The organism is Flavihumibacter sp. CACIAM 22H1, assembly GCF_001601815.1.
GTDB lineage: Bacteria > Bacteroidota > Bacteroidia > Chitinophagales > Chitinophagaceae > Flavihumibacter.
Genome location: NZ_LUKG01000016.1, coordinates 1 through 17,343, shown reverse-complemented (window position 1 = coordinate 17,343; position 17,343 = coordinate 1). Strand labels below are relative to the sequence as shown.

Here is a 17,343-nt window from a genome sequence, read left to right as displayed (position 1 = left end):
CATTCCTGCCACCCGATCCTATAAATCGAGGTTCCTGGCCAGGATCGGAAACCGAAGTTTTTTTGTAGATACTGCTGATATAGCCTACTTTTCAGCTGACAATAAAATAGTATATTTAAATGCGCATGACGGTACACGTTATCTGGTAGATCATCGACTTGAAACGCTGGAACAAATGCTGGATCCCCGGCAGTTTTTCCGGCTCAACAGAAGCATTATTGTACAGGCATCTGCTATTCAACACATAAAACCTTATATCAACAGCCGCCTGAAACTAAATGTAAAAGCAGGTTCCAGTTTAGATGAACTCATCGTTAGCAGAGAACGGGTGCCGGCATTCAGGGAGTGGGCAGAAAGCTAAATTTTGATCTATGAAATTTTTACCGATTTTTTTCTTCTCTCTATTTTGTTTTAGTTCGTTTGGCCAGGGGAAAAAAGAGGATGTTCTGTATTTGAAAAATGGTAGCATCATTCGGGGAAAAATCCTGGAAAACAACGATCAGCAGGCAGGTATACAGGTGCAGGATGGCACAGTTTGGAAATTCAGCAAAGCAGAGATCCTGGAAATTAAATCGGAGAATCGATTCCGTAACCTTCATTATAAATCAAAAGGGTTTGCACATTTTACAGAACTCGGACCCCTCGTTGCCGGAAAAACTACGGTAGCTGGTGTAACCACCGCCGCCTTTTCTTTTCAAACCATTAATGGCTATAAATTCAGTCAGGCAGCCATGGTAGGTTTTGGAACGGGAGTAGATCTGTATGCTACCCAAACTGTTGTTCCATTATTTGCCAGCTTCCGGGGTGATCTCAGTTCCAAAGGAACAGTGCTTCCTTTTTATTTTATCGATGCAGGGTATGGTGCCAATATTACCCAAAACGCACCTAATGGCGAAGATTTTAAAGGCGGCCTGTTATACGCTGCCGGACTAGGCGTAAAAATTCCCTTTAACCGGTCTGCGGGTTTCTTACTTAGCATGGGCTACCGTTACCAGAAAACAAGCTCTGAAAGGGGGCTGGATAAGTTTGAAACAACCTATCGCCGCCTTGCCATCCGTGCCGGTTTTTTCCTTTGACATCAATTGGTTTTGAATGCCCGAACCATTTCCCGTTTGCCCGGGGGGCCAGGAATTTTTTCTACCTGAAGTCCGGCGGCTGTCATTGCCCGCCTTACCTCACCTTTGCTGCAATAGGTAACCAGCACAGCATCGGTATGCATGCATTGCTCCAGTTTTTTAAAAACGGGTGCTGTCCATAAGGCCGGCTGCGCCGTGGGTGCAAAGGCATCAAAATAGATGATATCGTAGAACCCTGCCGGCTGAAAATCAAGCAGGTCTTCTTTACGTTTATAAAGCTGAAAACTGGGTGAAATGGGTACCCATTCCTGCCAGCTGGCATCATGTAATTGCTGTAATAATCGGGTGGCAGCAGGCTCTTGAAGTACGTCGCCGTAATCCAATGCATTAACCAGTTCAGGTTCCAGTGGAAAGGTTTCGAGGCTTTCGTAATAGACAGGCCAAGGGCGGTTCTCCACCAATGTCAGTAAGGCATTCAGGCCGGTACCAAAACCCATTTCCAAAATATGCAAAGCACCATCTTTCCTTTTTTGCTGATAGCGTAAACCGGCTTCAATAAATACATGCATGGATTCCTGCACAGCTCCATGTTTGGAGTGATAGGTAACCTGCATGTCAGGAATGGCAATGGTAGGGCTGCCATCTGCGGTAACCTGAATTAATCTTTCCATGCAGTAAAGTTAATTACTACATTCGGGTATGGCCTATTTAACGCAACTTTCCCTTGATAAGAAGATGGCATCTATCCTGGATGGCAACCCGTATGAATTGAAAAAACAAAAACGAATTGATTTTTATCTCTGCAGCTCTATAATGAGCCAGCAGCTTTCCGTAAAAGTAGCAGCTGTTATTAAACAGCGATTTTTGGCGCTTTATGAAGGAGCCCTGCCGGTACCCCAGCAAATTCTTGATACCCCCTTCGAAACACTAAGGGGCATCGGGCTGTCGAACGCCAAGGTAAATTATATTCAAAATGTTGCCCGGTTTGCCCTTGAACAGGGTATGGAATGGAAGAAACTGGATAAGTTGTCGAACGAAGAGATCATCAGCTACCTGACCCAGATAAAAGGAGTTGGCAGGTGGACCGTAGAAATGTTGCTGATGTTTGCGATGGGTAGGGAAGATGTATTTGCCGTAGATGACCTGGGTATTCAGATGGCCATGAAAAAATTATACAAGCTGGACGATACGGATAAAAAAGCATTTAAGGAGAAAATGCAGAAAATAGCTAAAAAATGGTCGCCTTATCGAACATATGCCTGCATCCATTTGTGGAAATGGAAGGATAACGGCCCGGCTGTTTAATTCAATTTTTGTACGGTTATTTCTGTTGTTTCGGCACGCGAAACAATAAATTTCTTCAATAGAATTCGTTGTGGTTTAACCCATTCAAATACCAGTTCACTGGAACAATCGGACGGAATTATATAGATTTTTTGCGCCTTCATTCCGGTTAATCTATCCTGGTATACCAACTCCCCTTCTTTGTCGCGGACGTACAAAGTAGTTTTCTCCTTTTTAGTGCTGCTATAATGCGCTTTGAAATGGAGTTTTCCATCCTCTGAATAGAGGTAGTCGATTGCGGCAATCACCGAATCTTTATTACGCATGGATTTCTTTTCCTGCGCATGGCTTCCGTGCGGAGAAATGCAGGACAGTACAATACAAGTTATTGCTAACAGCCCCAATTTTTGTATAGCCCCAGATCTTTTCATACCACTAAGCTAGCAGCCGCAGGTTACTGGTAAATTAATTCAATATTATCAAATCCTCACCTGTTTTGGGCTGAATACTCTTTTATTAATAAATCCAGCCGGGGTTGTTTCAATAAACGTCGGTCCATCTGATTTCGAACACTGTCAGAAATAAACCAGTTCATTACATAAGGTCCTTTCGAAAGGGTATCGGCAGGTATCGCCGGATCATTATAAAGATGAAGAGGGATATAATCAAATGAATGAAATGGCCCCGACCCGGGCAGGCTTTTTAAGTCATTCATATAGGTGATAAACCGCTGATCATTCACCGTTGTTTGCATATCAAAGGCACCGGTTATGGTTAATAAGGGTGATAAGACATCGTTTACGAAGGGGCCGATCGGCTTTAGCGGAACAGTACCCTGTGGACTGTTGGTAATATGCAGGACGCGAATTTTTAGTTTGGCAGCCCGCTGGCGGATAAGCGGATCTTTACTATTGCCGGCAAGCATCAAGAGAGTGCGGATCATTTCCTGTACAGCACCGGCGCCGGAGTTATCGAAATACCCTCCATCTACAAAATAATGAGCCCTAATTGTATCGGCGCCATTTTCAGGAGAAGGTTTTTTTGGCTGATTTATACGGCCAGCCGGACTTATATAAGGAAACCGGGCACCCAGGATTGCGGCCGTGCTTAAGCGCATGGTTTGATCCGTGGATAACAACCCTGCAACATCCACCCGCCGGTTAAAAATATTGGGAGAGATATGAATATTAGAAACTATTCCCGGACTTCCATCTTTTACGCGGGTAGTATTAATAAACAAAATGGGCAGGTTATGTGATTTGCCGCTTTGTGTAAGACATTGATCAAACCAGGTACTATCAAACCCTACCCGGTAATAGGAATCGTCCGTAGCCCGTTCAATAGCCAGTTCCAGTGCCTCTGCCCGATCTTCATTTGGTACAATCTTATTTAATAAGGGAATATAGTTGAAAAAATCAGGGCCCATCATCCTGGCAAGTGTAAAACTCAGGAAGTCCTGGCGCAAAAAATTACGACCAGATTCTTCGAATCCACGTACGGCTTGTTTTTCCTGCTGGTGTAAAAGCGTAGCGTAAAAATTTGAGATACCCAATGCTCCGCCGGAAGTACCGGATAAACAAAATAAGTGGCGGGAGAATCGTCCCCGCGGATCAGTCAGGGATGCATCTTCCAGTTTTCCCAGAACAGTGGCTACCCAATAAGCAGACCTTGATGCACCCCCGTTAGCCAATACCAGGTTCAGGTCATAGGTTGCCATGTTATCTATTTCAGGCCGGTTCTTCAACCAGTGGTAAAAATATTCGGATAAATGCTGGCGCTTCGCATAAATGGTTGGATCAATGGTTCGTTCAGACAATGAAGCGGTGCGTACAATATGATGATCTGGTGTAGGTAAAAAAGCGGCCAGCAGAAAAATTATGAAATGTACATTTAACTGGTATTTGCAGGACAGGGCAGAAAGTAAATTACCAAACCCAAGTAAAACGGCAAAAGCCAGTAAAACAACAGCAAAGGGCCCCATTTGCACACTGGCGGATAAAGAATTTATTGCCAGTAAATAAAAGAACAAGCCAATAATACCTACCAGGTTAAAAATGGCAAAATAGTTTTTTTCTTCTCTGGGAAGGCGCAGGTAGTTCATGCCAGCCTCTACCAGTTTTTCCCATGGTTTTACCGGGTGGATCCTGGTAGAACGCTGCGCTTCTTTCTCGAGCCGGTTCATGTGCTGGCGCCGCACATTTATATACAGCATATAGAGTACCAGCAATAAAAAAAGCAATAATAATATATACGGGAACTGCCGGAACAGTTCTAGCTTAACAAAGAGAATAGTAAGTAATATAACCAGGGCAAATAATACCCAGGCAATATTCCTGAGTGTAGCTGATATGCCCGGCCGGGCTGTTTTTCGGATCAGCCATCTGTCCGTAAGCCATACCAATACTGCAAGTCCTATCAGTAATAAAAAGGGTTGTTGGTTGATCCAGCTATCGGGGTATAGCAGTAAGCTGATAACAACCATTACAACTAACAAGCAGCTATAACCGATTATCCGGGGAAAACGTTCCAGGAAGCGGAGTTCCATGGCGTACAGCGATTCATATTTTTCATCACTTAGTACCGGATCAATAATACGAACCGCTTCGCGGTGCTGGTATTCTTTAATATAACCAACCATCCTGGAAGAATACCAGCTTACATATACCCAAAAAAAGATTGCAATTAAAAATATGAGCTTTGCGAAGAGCACATGTCCAAAACTGCCGGCTGTTTCGGTGAACGATATCAATATGTCGCGCCCCTGGCTCAGTTGCGAAAATACCAGCATGGCCAGCATAATAAAGACCAATGAGGGAAAAAAAAGCCAGCAGCAGCGCATCAGGTTGGAAAGGAAGCGAAGTGCCGGGTATTTTCTACTGCGTATGGTCAGAAAAATGCTTCCTTTTCGCATAGGTGAAGGTTTAATCAACCGGCCTGTTCAGAATTTGCCAAAGCAGGTCTTTCAATTCGCGTAACCCCTGTTGGGCCACAGAAGATATGAAAAGATGTGGTATGTCTGTTGGTAATTCTTTGCTGATGGCTGCTTTGAGTTCATCGTCGAGCATATCACTTTTACTGATGGCGATTACCATATCCTTTTCGAGCATTTCCGGATTGTATTCGCTCAGTTCATTTAGCAGAATGTCAAATTCTTTCCGGTGATCTTTGCTATCGGCCGGCAGCAGGAACAGGAGTGCAGAGTTGCGCTCTATATGACGCAGAAAACGGTGGCCCAATCCTCTTCCTTCGGCGGCACCCTCAATTATTCCGGGTAGGTCGGCAATGCAGAACGATCTCCCGTCGCGGTATTCCACCATACCCAGCTGCGGATTGATAGTGGTAAATGCATAATCGGCGATTTTAGGTTTGGCAGCCGTCAGCACACTTAACAGGGTTGATTTACCCGCATTCGGAAAACCAACCAGTCCTACATCAGCCAGTACCTTTAGTTCCAGTATTTTAAACCCTTCCTCACCGGGTTCGCCGGGTTGGGCATGTTCAGGTGCCTGGTTGGTAGGGGTGGCAAATCGGGCATTACCCAGTCCACCACGTCCGCCTTTCATAAGAATAATTTCCTGTCCGTCTTCCAGGATCTCGGCCTCTTTTTCACCTGTTTCTTCATCAAATGCAATGGTTCCGAGCGGAACGTCGATATAGATATCCTTACCGCTACGGCCGGAGGAGTTATTCCCACTTCCGCTTTCGCCATTTTCTGCCAATATGTTTTTATGGTAACGCAGGTGCAACAGGGTCCACAGATTTTTATTCCCTCTCAGAATAATATGCGCTCCACGCCCGCCGTCACCGCCATCGGGTCCGGCTTTGGGATTGAATTTGGTGCGCATGAAGTGTTTGCTTCCGGCCCCGCCATGCCCACTGCGGCAAAAGATCTTGATCTGGTCTACAAAATTCGATTTCTCTGACACGTTATTCGATATTAAAAACGCGAAGGTAATCCTATTTGGGCTAAGGCAGTTTTATGGGCTTATTCTGGCTGAAATCGCTTCCAGGTTTCTAAAAGAACAGCCTGATCGGGGCGGTCGGCGGGCAGTTCTTGCAGCGGGTCACAGGGTTCACTTTCTTCCAGCAACTCCTTGGGTAATGCCTGGTAGAGGGCGGTACCCCTGGTTTTCCAGTTCAGCATTTCATCCGTAACCTCTTTAATTCGTTTGGCCGGATTTCCAACCAACAGGCTTCTGGGCGGTATAATCATGCCTTCTTTTACAAAACTAAGGGCGCCCACGATGGATTCATCGCCCAAAACAACCCTGTCCATTATTACTGCATTCATACCAACCAGGCAGTTTTTGCCAATGGTTGCTCCATGAATAATAGCGCCATGCCCGATATGTGCACCAGCCTTTAATACTACAGTATAACCCGGAAACATGTGAATGGTGCAGTTTTCCTGCACATTGCAACCATCTTCCAGGATAATACCGCCCCAATCTCCACGAATTGCAGCCCCCGGCCCGATATAACAATTCTTTCCAATCAGTACGTTTCCGGTTATACAAGCCTGGGGGTGCACAAAAGACCCCGGATCCACCACTGGTTTAAATCCTTTAAATGAGTAAAACATACGCTGGTTTAAACATGTTTTTTCCCAGTCCGAAAACAGGTTCCTCTGAATGCTGCCACCAGAACCTGTTGCTGGTTGTATACACTAATTGAATAAACGCCCGTGCTTCTGCCGTTATGAATTTCAGTGGCTTCTGCCGTAAGCACATCTGCCACCTGCACCGCTTTGGTAAAGGTTATGGAAGTATCTAACGCTACCGATAAATTATTGCGGTTATTGCAGGCGAAGGCAAATGCACTGTCGGCCAGCGAAAAAGCAATTCCTCCATGTGCTATACCAAATCCGTTTACCATTTCTTTACGCACCGTCATTTTTATGCGGCTGTAACCTTCCCTTATCTCAAGCAATTCAATTCCTAACCACTGGCTGAATGCATCCTGCTTCAACAGCTGCTCGGTTATTATTTGAAAGGACGATTTTTCCATATTATCTGCCTTTAAAGTCCGGTTGTCTTTTTTCCAGGAATGCCTGCACCCCTTCCTTAAAATCTATCGTTTTGGCTGCACGTTGTTGTAATTTGTCTTCATTTGCCAACTGTTCAATTAAGGTATGTGTAAAGGACCATTGCAGGGCTTTCTTGGTGTATGCTAATGCAATGGTAGGCATAGCGGCAAGAGTAGTGGCAATTTGCCGAGCCTCTTTTTGAAAACTATCGTCCTCAAAATATTTATAAATCATACCCAGGCGTTCAGCTTCTTCGGCAGGAACCTTATCTCCGAGTAACATTAAAGCACTGGCTTTCTGGTGGCCGATGAGCCTGGGTAAATAAAAGGTTCCCCCGCTGTCGGGTATCAGCCCGATTTTGGAAAAAGCCTGAATAAAACTGGCAGACCGGGTGGCTACCACAATATCGCAACCCAGGGCAAGATTAGCACCCGCACCGGCAGCTACTCCATTTACTGCAGCCACTACCGGTTTTTTCAGGTGGCGGATAGCCATTACTATCGGGTTATAATGTTCAGACAGGATCCTTGCCATACCCGGCCCATCCGGATCGGTTACTTCCGACAGGTCCTGGCCCGCTGAAAATGCTTTTCCTGCCCCCGTAATGTAAACGCAACGAACCGTTTCTGATTCGCATTCCTTCAGCACGGCCTGCAGTGCAAGGGCCATTTCACGGTTAAAGGCATTGAGTTTATCCGGTCGATTTAAGGTAATACTGCCAATTCCGGACTCTATTGCAAAAAGGATAGATTCAGCCATAGTGTTTAATTCTGGTACAAACCTATTAAATTATAGTACTTGGCTGAGTTAATGACATTTGAAATAATCAAATGGTTCCTGGCAATCATCACATCGGTAAAGAGCTTTACAGGCAGTGGAACCAAACTCGCTGATTCGATGTGTTCGGTGCGATCGGCAATGCGGGCATTGTACGGCCTCTTCCTGCTGAAAAAAATCCGGTGTACATACCTGCTGTTTGGGGTTGGGCGGCGCTATTCCGTATGCCCGTAATTTTTCTTTTCCTGCTTCTGTCATCCATTCGGTTGTCCATGCAGGCGAAAGGATTGTTTTAACAGATACCGGCGCAAATCCATGGCTGCTTAATTGCAGCCTGATTTGTTGAGCAATGAGGTCCATAGCCGGACAGCCGGAATAAGTTGGCGTAATCGTTACTTCTATGCCATTATCTTTTTCATTTACGGCACGTACAATACCCAGGTCTACTATGGAAAGAACCGGTACTTCCGGGTCTGTTATTTCTTCCAATAATTTCCATATAGTATTTGTTACTACCATACTGAACCGGGATAACTGCGCTGAAGGTATTGCATTTCGGCCAGCAGGTAACCCAGGTGTTCGGTATGTATGCCCTGTTTTCCTCCTTTTTGCCACCAGTTGTTCGAAGGTATAGGTAAGCCTGCCTGCGCAAATGCCTCCTGAATTTTTTCCAGCCAGTTTTGCCGGTAAGAAGCCGGGTCGGTAAGGATGCCTTGCTCTGCGGCCATTTGTTGAAAATCGGCCGGTAAAAACAGTTCGCCGGTATATGGCCACAGTTGGTCAACCGCATTTATTATCCGGCGATTACTTTCTTCTGTACCATCTCCCAGGCGAATCACCCACTCTCCACTCCAACGTACATGATAACTGAGTTCTTTGAGTGATTTTTCCGCAATGGCAGCCAATTGTTTATTGGTGCCTTTTTGAAGATCGGTATAAAGCAGCTGTTGATAGGCGCTGATAAAAAATTGCCGTACAATGGTAAATGCCCAATCTCCCCTGTTCAATTCAACCAGCAGGTGGTTCTTGAATTCATTGGCATTGCGCAGGTAAGCCAGGTTGTCTTCGTCTATGCTGCCGGAAACCTGCCTGAATGCCGGCGATTGTAGCAAGGGTGCGTAGGCGTTTCTGTTCTCATTGAACTGCAGGGCGGCATATTGATAAAAATTCCTGGCTTGGCCGATCTGGTCAAGTGCAATATTGGAAATGGCAATATCCTGTTCAAGATTTGGCCCATGACCGGTCCATTCGCTGTTGCGATGTCCCAGCAGCAATGCGTCATCAGCCATATGAAGGGAAAGTAGAAACATGGAAAAAATAAAAGGTGAAAACGGACTGGTTAATTTGTTTCCTCACATGGCTTTCAGCTCATCGGGTAACTCATAAAATGTTGGATGGCGGTAAACTTTATCGTCTGCGGGGTCATAAAAGCTGGCTGCGTCATCCGGATTGGATGCATGAATATGCCTGCTTTCTACTACCCATATACTGATTCCTTCCTGCCGGCGTGTATAAACATCGCGGGCATTTTCAATAGCCATCCTGGCATCGGCTGCGTGTAAACTGCCTACGTGTTTATGGTCTAAGCCCATTTTACTCCTGACGAATACTTCCCATAATGGCCAGTCGCGGGCGGAATCGGCTGCTATTCCCGAGCTTTCTTTAACCGATTCCCGATCGCCGTAATCGCCGTAGAACTGTTTAGTTAAATAAGTCTTCATGCTACTGCTGCCTTTTGTTTCTGTTGTTGTTTTGCTGCAAAAGCGCTGGCGGCTTCTCTTACCCAGGCGCCGTCTTCATGTGCTTTTATTCTTGCTGCCAGGCGTTCTTTGTTACAAGGGCCATTACCTCCGATAACCTGCCAGAATTCATCCCAGTTTATGGGGCCAAAATCATAGTGCCCCCTTTTTTCATTCCATTTTAAATCCGGATCTGGTAAGTGCATCTCCAATATTTTTACCTGTTCTGCACAGATATCCACGAATTTCTGGCGGAGCTCATCATTGGTAAATCGCTTAATTTTCCAGCGCATACTCTGCGCAGTATGAGGAGATGCCTCATCGGAGGGGCCAAACATCATTACGCTTGGCCACCACCACCTGTTTATGGCATCCTGGCACATAGCTTTTTGAGCGTCCGTACCTCTGCTTAGGGTCAGTAGAATTTCAAAACCCTGGCGCTGATGGAAGCTTTCTTCTTTACATATACGCACCATGGCCCTTGCATAAGGCCCGTAAGAGGTACGACACAGGGGAACCTGGTTCATAATAGCTGCGCCATCTACCAGCCATCCGATGGCACCAATATCGGCCCAGGTGAGAGTTGGATAGTTGAAAATGCTGGAATACTTGGCTTTTCCACTATGTAGCTGGTTAATCATTTCTGCCCGGCTAATACCCAGGGTTTCTGCAGCACTGTAGAGGTAGAGGCCATGACCGGCTTCGTCCTGTACTTTTGCAATAAGGGTTGCTTTTCGCTTCAGGGAAGGAGCTCTTGTTATCCAGTTTCCTTCGGGCAGCATTCCTACTATTTCACTATGGGCATGCTGTGAAATCTGCCGGATCAGCGTTTGCCGGTATTTGTCCGGCATCCAATCCTTCGGCTCTATGCGGATTTCCTGATCAATCCGATCCTGGAAAATCGTTTCCAGCTGGATGGTACCATTTTTTTCCATAGTTAAAATTAGCGAATTAAACCTAAAAAACTAACAAACGTTAGCGTATGCTTTATTTCTGATCGAAATCTATCAACAGGTTGGGGGTTCTGGGATGACTTTGGCAGGTTAAAATAAACCCGGCGCGGACTTCTTCCGGCTCCAGGGCGTAATTTGTATCCATGGTTACTTCTCCTTCCACCAGTTTCGCCCGGCAGGTAGCGCACACTCCGCCTTTGCAGGCATAGGGTAAATCCGCACCGGCTTGTAATGCAGCATCCAGGATGGCAGTACCTTCATATGGTACGGTTAATTCTATGGAGCGGCCATCTACTTTCAGCGTAACAGCGGCCATTGGGCCAGCATTCGCAGCGGCGGTATCCTGCCCGGGGCCGGGCGTTGCTTTTTGTCCGGGTGAGGCAAAGAGTTCAAAATGAATGGATGCCGGGGAAACACCTTTGGACTGCAGAAAATTGCGGACAGTAAAGATCATGTCTTCCGGCCCGCAGAGAAAATAGCTGTTAATCTGGTTCCAGTTAAGCAGGCCATTTCCGAGCGCTTCACATTTTTCCGCATCGATCCGCCCCGTATGGATTGGCGCGTCGGTTTTTTCGCGGCTCAGGATATGAATGAGCCGGAAGCGGTTCATGTATTGGTTTTTGAGGGCTTCCAGTTGCTCGCGGAAGATAATGGATGCCCGGTTACGGTTTCCGTAGATCAGCGTAAACCCGCTATCGGGCTCTGTTGCCAATACCGTTTTTATGATCGAAAGAATAGGGGTGATGCCGCTGCCCGCTGCAAAGGCAACATATTCTTTTTTTGCTGCCGGATTAAGTGGGGTATAAAATTTTCCGGTGGGCGGCAATACCTCCAGTTGATCACCTTTTTTCAATATGGTGTGGGCAAAGCTGGAGAATTTGCCGTTTGGGATCAATTTCACGGCTATTCTCCATTCCTTTTCCAGGGGAGAGCTGCATATACTGTAGGAGCGTCGTACCTCTTCTCCATTAATAAAACTGCGAAGGGTGAGCGATTGCCCCTCCCGAAATTGAAACTGCTCCTTTAATTCATCCGGAACGGCAAAGGCGATGGAAATACAATGGCTGGTTTCAGCACGGATATCGCTGATGGTCAGCGGGTGGAAATGGATAGACATAACAAGCGTTCAAATCGTTTACTGGTCAGGCTTTCAGGCCTTCAATCATAATCAGCACCATATTTTCTTCCAGTTGTTTGGCTGAAATTTTTTCTTTACTGCGATGCCAGCTTTCAATACCATTGACAGCATGCAGCATAATCAGCACAACAGTGGGTGCATCTACCTGCTTTATTTCTCCGGTTTCGATGCCTGCTTCGATAATACCGGCAAGCCGTTTCCGATAGGTTCTGCGTTGGTTATGGAAATTCGATAAATACGGGTCGGAGAGGTGTTTCCAGTCGCGATCAGCTACCAGCACCAATTCGTATTGTTCAATCATTTGCCGGATATGGAACCGGAGCAGGGCTTCCACTTTCCGTATAACGGGCAGGTTACCTGCTTCAATTGTATCAATATGGTGCGTAAAGGTATTGGCTACCTTGAAGCAGATTTCCTGCAACAGCTCTTCTTTCGACTGTATATGGTTGTAAAGGCTGGCAGCTTCCACACCTACAGCTTCTGCAAGATCTCGCATAGAAGCGGCTTTAAAGCCTTTTTCCCGAAAGAGGCGGGTGGCCGCTTCTACGATTACTTCCTTTTTGGTGCCATTGTTTTTGCTTTTAATCTTCGCCATATGACCCCAAATATACATACGAACAAGCGTTAGCGCATCAATTCAAAAAAACGGGTACTTTTGCGGCACCGCCCGGGTGCCACCCGGGCGGTGCCGCAAAACTCTCAACTCTTCAAAAACTAGTATGTCTTTAATTGTAGTAGGAACAATGGCATTTGATGCTATTGAAACACCTTTCGGAAAAAGTGGTCAGATCATTGGTGGATCCGCAACCTATGTAGCGTACGCTGCTTCTAATTTTGTACAGCCTGTTAACCAGATTTCCGTAATCGGGTATGATTTTCCAAAAGAGGAACTGGAAGCACTTCAGGCAAGGGGTGTACAGCTGGATGGGGTGGAAATAAAACAGGATGAAAAATCGTTTTTCTGGGCGGGCAAATACCATATGGATATGAATACCCGCGACACCCTGGATACCCAGCTGAATGTGCTGGCCGGGTTTAACCCTAAAGTGCCCGATTCCTACCAGGGTTCGGAGTTTCTGATGCTGGGCAACCTGATGCCAAGCCTTCAACTGAGCGTTATCCGCCAAATGAAGACCCGTCCCAAACTAATTGTGATGGATACCATGAATTTCTGGATGGATTCTGCTATGCAAGACCTGGAAATTGTGCTGAAAGAAGTGGACGTACTAATGGTAAATGACAGCGAAGCGCGCCAGTTAAGTGGCCAGTTCTCCCTGGTAAAAGCGGCCAAAGAAATCCTGAAAATGGGCCCCCGCTTTCTGGTCATCAAAAAAGGCGAACACGGTGCCTTGCTTTTCCACGAAAAAGACGTGTTTTTTGCTCCTGCCCTGCCTTTGGAAGAAGTATTTGACCCCACTGGTGCCGGCGATACCTTTGCCGGTGGCTTTGTTGGACACCTTGCCGCTACCCGCGATATTTCCTTCAATAATATGAAAACTGCCATCATCAAAGGTTCTGCCCTTGCTTCTTTCTGCGTGGAGAAATTCGGAACAACCCGCATGAAAGAAATTTCTGCAGAGCAGATTGATGATCGCATCCAGCAATTTGTAAACCTGGTAAATTTTGAAATTAAGCTGGCAGAATAAATTATCCTGTTATCAATATTTCCTCCCCAACGTTACCGCCATCCGGTAACGTTTTGTTTTTCCCGAACGATGCCAGGTGTCGGCAATCAACAGGTACAGGCCGCTTGGCAGCTTATGACCATGCGCATCCGTTCCATCCCATAAAAATTTTCCCGCTGCTGCGCTAATCACATTATTTACCAATACCCTTTTTAATATTCCCCGGCGGTCATAGATCCGGATACTGGTTAAACTACCCGCCTGCCTGAACCGGTAAAAAATGGTACAAATATCCTGTATGCCATCGCCATCCGGACTAAAGCCTTCTGTTTCCAGGAAAAAATTATCCGCCCCTGCCAGTTCCCCGCTTTGTGAATTTTGGTAACCGGGCGTTCCATAACCTGCATGCATAGCCGCCGAACTCCAGTTATCGGGTTGCTGTGTTTCCTGCGTAATTTCTTTTCGCTCAAGGGCAATGTTTTTCTTGTTACGCAGCTGAGGATGGTGCCAGTCGGCAGAATAATGGAGCTCATCCAGCAAGCTGCTGTCTTCCTCCACCAATACCAGCTGTCCAGAGGTGATGGAAAGGGGAGGAAGCGCCTTCGATTCAACTAAACGGGCTGGAAATTTTACATGGAACTGCTGTTTTACCCAGCCTACACTTTCTGATACTACAAGGTATTCCCCGGGGTATAAAAACCTTGTGGAGGGCACTAAGCTGCGCAGCCTCGATAAGCGCCCGTTACTGCCACGGCTACCTACCTGCAGCCTCGCCAGATTAACCGGCCCGTTTCCCGCATGCAGCAGTTCTACATAGGTTTTACCCCCCGGTGCAGGATCAAAAAGAATTTCGTTGATCCGAACCGTTTTTTCTCCGGCATCGGCCAGCCCAACCGATAAAGTATATTCAATACCGGTTGTTGCCGGCTGCTCAGCACAGGCTCCCATACCGGTTACCGTTAGGCTGTATATCTGTTCCTTCTTCATTTCTTTATTGAGCAATAGCTCTACCTCCCTGCCAAACGGGGCAACTATTCTTGCCTTTATCGCTTTAAGATCTTCTTTAAATCGGTAGTTCCCGGGCCTTTCAGCTGCAGCCTGGTTAACAGCAGCTGAAAACAAGATACGAACAGTACTGTCGCTAGAACCCCAGGCATTTATAGCTTGGGGCTGCACTGCTTCAAACCATTCTGTATCCTGCGCATTGGGCATACCGGGGCTGCCTCCCCTGCTATTGCTGCTGGGTGCCCAATTACCGGTCTGCTGGCAGGCATAGGCTGTATTTACCAGTTCGAGCGACCAGCCACCGGTTGCCTGATCGGTAGTAAAAAGAGCGGGTGTATACGCAACTGCATGCATAAGTTTTGCTGCATTATCATAAAGCAAAATGGTATCGCCAGCATTTGATATAACAGGAAAGGGGCGAAGACCAATGCAACGGCCAAATTCCTGGAATAAATCAATTGCCCGGCCTGGACAGAGCAACAGGTATTCACCGGGTGCAATAACTAAACTGTCCGGCAGCCTGCTTTGTGTAAGGTGGTTGGAGATCATCCATCCGCTGATATTTATCGGTTTATCGCTAACATTTGTTAGCTCAATATATTCTTCGGAGGGTAATCCAATACTGGGAAGAGGATCTCCCATAAGCTCCGATATAGCCACCGGAAAGCCTTGTGCAGCAAGGTTTTCCGCATTCAGTAAACTCATCCAGCACAGCATCCATTTCCACATGTTTCAAAACTAATAAGCTGCTCTGGTAAAGTCAACCGGAAATATTTTTTTGGGTGAAAAAACCCCACGCATTAATTTCGTGCTCCATGAATAACATGAAACATACAACGAAGACCAAAAAACAGCTCCCACAGATGGAAGGTGTGTGATCTCGTATATGTTCACAAAATAACACAGGCCTTCCCAGAACGGGGAGGCTTTTTTTTATAACCAAATGCAAGCAAAAACGCAATGAAAGTCGCAGTAGTGGGTGCCACCGGATTGGTGGGTACCAAAATGTTACAGGTGTTAGCTGAGCGGAAATTTCCGCTCACTGAATTGATTCCCGTAGCCTCCGAAAAATCCGTAGGTAAGGAAGTTGAATACCAGGGAAAAAAATTCAAAGTAGTTAGCATGACGGATGCCATTGCGGCCAAACCCGCGGTAGCAATATTTTCTGCCGGGGGAAGTACTTCCCTTGAATGGGCTCCCAAATTTGCCGAAGCAGGTATTACTGTTATTGACAATTCCTCTGCCTGGAGAATGGACCCTACCAAACCGCTGGTAGTACCAGAATTGAATGCAGATATATTAACTGCCAAGGATAAAATTATTGCTAATCCCAATTGTTCTACTATACAAATGGTGGTTGCGCTAAACCCCTTGCATAAAAAGTACGGTATCAAAAGACTGGTGGTATCTACCTACCAAAGCGTTACTGGAACAGGCGTAAAAGCGGTTACCCAATTAATGAATGAACGGAAGGGAGTAGAAGGAGAAATGGCCTATAAGTACCCGATCGACCTAAACGTAATTCCGCAGATCGATGTGTTTCTTGAAAATGGCTATACCAAAGAAGAAATGAAAATGGTGAATGAAACCAAAAAGATCATGCGCGATGATGCTATCCGGGTTACTGCCACTACGGTAAGAATTCCTGTTATGGGCGGCCATTCTGAAAGTGTGAACGTGGAGTTCGAGAAGGATTTTGAACTTACTGAGGTTCGCTCTCTGCTGGCAGCTGCACCAGGTGTTGTGCTCGTGGATGATCCGGCTAATGCTCAATACCCCATGCCAAAAGATGCACATGAAAAAGACGAGGTATTTGTAGGGCGTCTGCGCCGCGATGAGTCCTTGCCGAATACCCTCAATATGTGGATCGTAAGTGATAACCTTCGCAAAGGTGCAGCCACCAATGCTGTACAGATAGCAGAATACCTGCTACAAAAAGGCTTATTATAAAAAAACAACAGCCGAACCTTTCTGCGCGGGTTCGGCTGTTTACTACTTATTACTCCAGGCTACGTTTAATAAAAGCAAGCAGGGGTTGCAATGCGTCAAATGCTTTCAGAATTTTTTTACCGATGGCAGGATCTGTTAATTCCTTGTCGGTTAACTTAACCATTGCTATATAACTTTTGTATACCAGGTATTCTGCCGCAGGTGATTCCTTATCAAAACCCTGTGGCACCCGTAATAATTTCATACCTTCCCCGTCTGATAGTCCGCCGTATATGGAGGTAAAGGCTTTTGATTGCAGAATTCCTTCAAACTCTTCGGTATTATAATCAATTTCCTGCCGTACTTTCTTTAGTTCCGGGGGCATGGGCATATAAATACCGCCTCCTGCAAAACTGGCGCCTGGTTCTATGTGGATATAATAACCGCCGGCAAGTGCTTTTTTGCCCCCTTCATTTATACTGGCACCAAAATTTGTTTTATAGGGTGATTTGTCTTTACTGAAGCGGACATCGCGGTTAATACGGAACATACATTGTTTTGCCTGCAGATCTGCGATGCCAGGATCCTTTTTTGCATGCGCGTCAATTATTGATTGTACAAAAGCCTCTACATCTTTCCTGGCAGCGTCATAGGCTTTCCGATTGGCATCAAACCAGGTTTTATCGTTATTTTTTTTCAATCCTTTCAGAAAGGATAAGGTGCTTGTCTGAATCATATCGGGCTATTTTAAATGGCCGTATAAACTTCCGCCTTTATTAAATAATCGGTCT

The 17,343-nt window shown here is 46.0% G+C and carries 20 protein-coding genes; 5 read left to right on the top strand and 15 right to left on the bottom strand.

From position 1 onward, the window contains the following. Together A1D16_RS06805 and A1D16_RS06800 are read left to right on the top strand one after the other, a co-directional pair. Positions 1-361, top strand: a 361-nt coding sequence (locus A1D16_RS06805; protein WP_290708581.1) for a LytTR family DNA-binding domain-containing protein, incomplete at its 5' end; no start/stop codon positions are given. Positions 362-371: 10 nt separating this feature from the next. Then, entirely contained in the window at positions 372-1,076 is a 705-nt protein-coding gene (locus A1D16_RS06800; RefSeq protein WP_290708580.1) for a hypothetical protein, read from the top strand. Positions 1,077-1,078: 2 nt separating this feature from the next. Here A1D16_RS06800 and mnmD read toward each other — a convergent pair whose 3' ends face one another. Then, entirely contained in the window at positions 1,079-1,747 is a 669-nt protein-coding gene (mnmD, locus tag A1D16_RS06795) for a tRNA (5-methylaminomethyl-2-thiouridine)(34)-methyltransferase MnmD (RefSeq protein WP_290708579.1), read from the bottom strand. A 28-nt stretch (positions 1,748-1,775) separates the two neighbouring features. Here mnmD and A1D16_RS06790 point away from each other — a divergent pair, with 28 nt between their 5' ends. After that, entirely contained in the window at positions 1,776-2,381 is a 606-nt protein-coding gene (locus tag A1D16_RS06790) for a DNA-3-methyladenine glycosylase 2 family protein (protein ID WP_290708578.1), read from the top strand. Here A1D16_RS06790 and A1D16_RS06785 read toward each other — a convergent pair. The 12 genes from A1D16_RS06785 to A1D16_RS06730 form a co-directional block, all read right to left on the bottom strand. Continuing rightward, a complete protein-coding gene (locus A1D16_RS06785) occupies positions 2,378-2,686 on the bottom strand; it encodes a hypothetical protein (protein ID WP_290708576.1) in 309 nt (102 codons plus the stop codon). The two genes, A1D16_RS06790 and A1D16_RS06785, sit on opposite strands and share 4 nt — an antisense overlap. 161 nt (positions 2,687-2,847) lie before the next feature. Further along, positions 2,848-5,271, bottom strand: a complete 2,424-nt coding sequence (locus tag A1D16_RS06780; protein ID WP_290708574.1) for a hypothetical protein — start codon at positions 5,269-5,271, stop codon at positions 2,848-2,850. 10 nt (positions 5,272-5,281) lie between these two features. Then, complete coding sequence (obgE, locus tag A1D16_RS06775) at positions 5,282-6,286, bottom strand: GTPase ObgE (RefSeq protein ID WP_290708573.1); 1,005 nt, start codon at positions 6,284-6,286, stop codon at positions 5,282-5,284. 59 nt (positions 6,287-6,345) lie between these two features. Further along, positions 6,346-6,942, bottom strand: coding sequence for a transferase hexapeptide repeat family protein (locus A1D16_RS06770; protein ID WP_290708572.1), 597 nt, complete (start codon positions 6,940-6,942; stop codon positions 6,346-6,348). Between the two features lie 8 nt (positions 6,943-6,950). Next, on the bottom strand, positions 6,951-7,367 hold the full coding sequence (gene paaI / locus A1D16_RS06765; protein ID WP_290708571.1) for a hydroxyphenylacetyl-CoA thioesterase PaaI: 417 nt from the start codon (positions 7,365-7,367) through the stop codon (positions 6,951-6,953). 1 nt (position 7,368) lies between these two features. Beyond that, the gene (locus A1D16_RS06760) at positions 7,369-8,145 is read right to left on the bottom strand and encodes an enoyl-CoA hydratase-related protein (RefSeq protein WP_290708570.1); all 777 of its coding nucleotides are present in this window, start codon (positions 8,143-8,145) and stop codon (positions 7,369-7,371) included. A gap of 48 nt (positions 8,146-8,193) precedes the next feature. Further along, positions 8,194-8,682, bottom strand: coding sequence for a 1,2-phenylacetyl-CoA epoxidase subunit PaaD (gene paaD, locus A1D16_RS06755; RefSeq protein WP_290708569.1), 489 nt, complete (start codon positions 8,680-8,682; stop codon positions 8,194-8,196). Continuing rightward, positions 8,676-9,473 carry a 1,2-phenylacetyl-CoA epoxidase subunit PaaC gene (paaC, locus tag A1D16_RS06750; protein ID WP_290708568.1) on the bottom strand — a complete coding sequence of 266 codons (798 nt, stop codon included), beginning with the start codon at positions 9,471-9,473 and terminating at the stop codon, positions 8,676-8,678. Before paaC ends, paaD begins: the two co-directional genes overlap by 7 nt. A 42-nt stretch (positions 9,474-9,515) precedes the next feature. Continuing rightward, positions 9,516-9,884: a 1,2-phenylacetyl-CoA epoxidase subunit PaaB gene (paaB, locus tag A1D16_RS06745; RefSeq protein ID WP_366206536.1), complete on the bottom strand. Its 369-nt coding sequence runs from the start codon at positions 9,882-9,884 to the stop codon at positions 9,516-9,518. Further along, the gene (gene paaA, locus A1D16_RS06740) at positions 9,881-10,837 is read right to left on the bottom strand and encodes a 1,2-phenylacetyl-CoA epoxidase subunit PaaA (protein WP_290708567.1); all 957 of its coding nucleotides are present in this window, start codon (positions 10,835-10,837) and stop codon (positions 9,881-9,883) included. The genes paaB and paaA overlap by 4 nt, the downstream gene beginning before the upstream one ends. A 52-nt stretch (positions 10,838-10,889) precedes the next feature. Beyond that, on the bottom strand, positions 10,890-11,972 hold the full coding sequence (paaE, locus tag A1D16_RS06735; protein WP_290708566.1) for a 1,2-phenylacetyl-CoA epoxidase subunit PaaE: 1,083 nt from the start codon (positions 11,970-11,972) through the stop codon (positions 10,890-10,892). 25 nt (positions 11,973-11,997) lie between these two features. Then, positions 11,998-12,588, bottom strand: coding sequence for a TetR/AcrR family transcriptional regulator (locus A1D16_RS06730; protein WP_290708565.1), 591 nt, complete (start codon positions 12,586-12,588; stop codon positions 11,998-12,000). 124 nt (positions 12,589-12,712) lie between these two features. Between A1D16_RS06730 and A1D16_RS06725 the strand changes: the two genes are divergently transcribed. Next, positions 12,713-13,639, top strand: coding sequence for a PfkB family carbohydrate kinase (locus A1D16_RS06725; RefSeq protein ID WP_290708564.1), 927 nt, complete (start codon positions 12,713-12,715; stop codon positions 13,637-13,639). Positions 13,640-13,651: 12 nt separating this feature from the next. On the opposite strand, the gene A1D16_RS06720 is transcribed toward A1D16_RS06725, so the two are convergent. Continuing rightward, complete coding sequence (locus A1D16_RS06720; RefSeq protein WP_290708563.1) at positions 13,652-15,352, bottom strand: lamin tail domain-containing protein; 1,701 nt, start codon at positions 15,350-15,352, stop codon at positions 13,652-13,654. A gap of 231 nt (positions 15,353-15,583) precedes the next feature. Between A1D16_RS06720 and A1D16_RS06715 the strand changes: the two genes are divergently transcribed. After that, complete coding sequence (locus A1D16_RS06715; RefSeq protein WP_290708562.1) at positions 15,584-16,573, top strand: aspartate-semialdehyde dehydrogenase; 990 nt, start codon at positions 15,584-15,586, stop codon at positions 16,571-16,573. Between the two features lie 49 nt (positions 16,574-16,622). Here the strand turns inward: A1D16_RS06715 and A1D16_RS06710 are convergent, their stop codons facing one another. Beyond that, complete coding sequence (locus tag A1D16_RS06710; protein WP_290708561.1) at positions 16,623-17,288, bottom strand: DUF2461 domain-containing protein; 666 nt, start codon at positions 17,286-17,288, stop codon at positions 16,623-16,625. Positions 17,289-17,343: the final 55 nt, after the last annotated feature.

Excerpts from the sequence above, each read along its gene's own strand:
- A1D16_RS06800 (WP_290708580.1), top strand. The coding sequence starts at position 372 with ATGAAATTTTTACCGATTTTTTTCTTCTCTCTATTTTGTTTTAGTTCG.
- mnmD (WP_290708579.1), bottom strand. The coding sequence starts at position 1,747 with ATGGAAAGATTAATTCAGGTTACCGCAGATGGCAGCCCTACCATTGCC.
- A1D16_RS06790 (WP_290708578.1), top strand. The coding sequence starts at position 1,776 with ATGGCCTATTTAACGCAACTTTCCCTTGATAAGAAGATGGCATCTATC.
- A1D16_RS06785 (WP_290708576.1), bottom strand. The coding sequence starts at position 2,686 with ATGCGTAATAAAGATTCGGTGATTGCCGCAATCGACTACCTCTATTCA.
- A1D16_RS06780 (WP_290708574.1), bottom strand. The coding sequence starts at position 5,271 with ATGCGAAAAGGAAGCATTTTTCTGACCATACGCAGTAGAAAATACCCG.
- A1D16_RS06770 (WP_290708572.1), bottom strand. The coding sequence starts at position 6,942 with ATGTTTTACTCATTTAAAGGATTTAAACCAGTGGTGGATCCGGGGTCT.
- paaI (WP_290708571.1), bottom strand. The coding sequence starts at position 7,367 with ATGGAAAAATCGTCCTTTCAAATAATAACCGAGCAGCTGTTGAAGCAG.
- A1D16_RS06760 (WP_290708570.1), bottom strand. The coding sequence starts at position 8,145 with ATGGCTGAATCTATCCTTTTTGCAATAGAGTCCGGAATTGGCAGTATT.
- paaD (WP_290708569.1), bottom strand. The coding sequence starts at position 8,682 with ATGGTAGTAACAAATACTATATGGAAATTATTGGAAGAAATAACAGAC.
- paaC (WP_290708568.1), bottom strand. The coding sequence starts at position 9,473 with ATGTTTCTACTTTCCCTTCATATGGCTGATGACGCATTGCTGCTGGGA.
- paaB (WP_366206536.1), bottom strand. The coding sequence starts at position 9,884 with ATGAAGACTTATTTAACTAAACAGTTCTACGGCGATTACGGCGATCGG.
- paaA (WP_290708567.1), bottom strand. The coding sequence starts at position 10,837 with ATGGAAAAAAATGGTACCATCCAGCTGGAAACGATTTTCCAGGATCGG.
- paaE (WP_290708566.1), bottom strand. The coding sequence starts at position 11,972 with ATGTCTATCCATTTCCACCCGCTGACCATCAGCGATATCCGTGCTGAA.
- A1D16_RS06730 (WP_290708565.1), bottom strand. The coding sequence starts at position 12,588 with ATGGCGAAGATTAAAAGCAAAAACAATGGCACCAAAAAGGAAGTAATC.
- A1D16_RS06725 (WP_290708564.1), top strand. The coding sequence starts at position 12,713 with ATGTCTTTAATTGTAGTAGGAACAATGGCATTTGATGCTATTGAAACA.
- A1D16_RS06720 (WP_290708563.1), bottom strand. The coding sequence starts at position 15,352 with ATGTGGAAATGGATGCTGTGCTGGATGAGTTTACTGAATGCGGAAAAC.
- A1D16_RS06715 (WP_290708562.1), top strand. The coding sequence starts at position 15,584 with ATGAAAGTCGCAGTAGTGGGTGCCACCGGATTGGTGGGTACCAAAATG.
- A1D16_RS06710 (WP_290708561.1), bottom strand. The coding sequence starts at position 17,288 with ATGATTCAGACAAGCACCTTATCCTTTCTGAAAGGATTGAAAAAAAAT.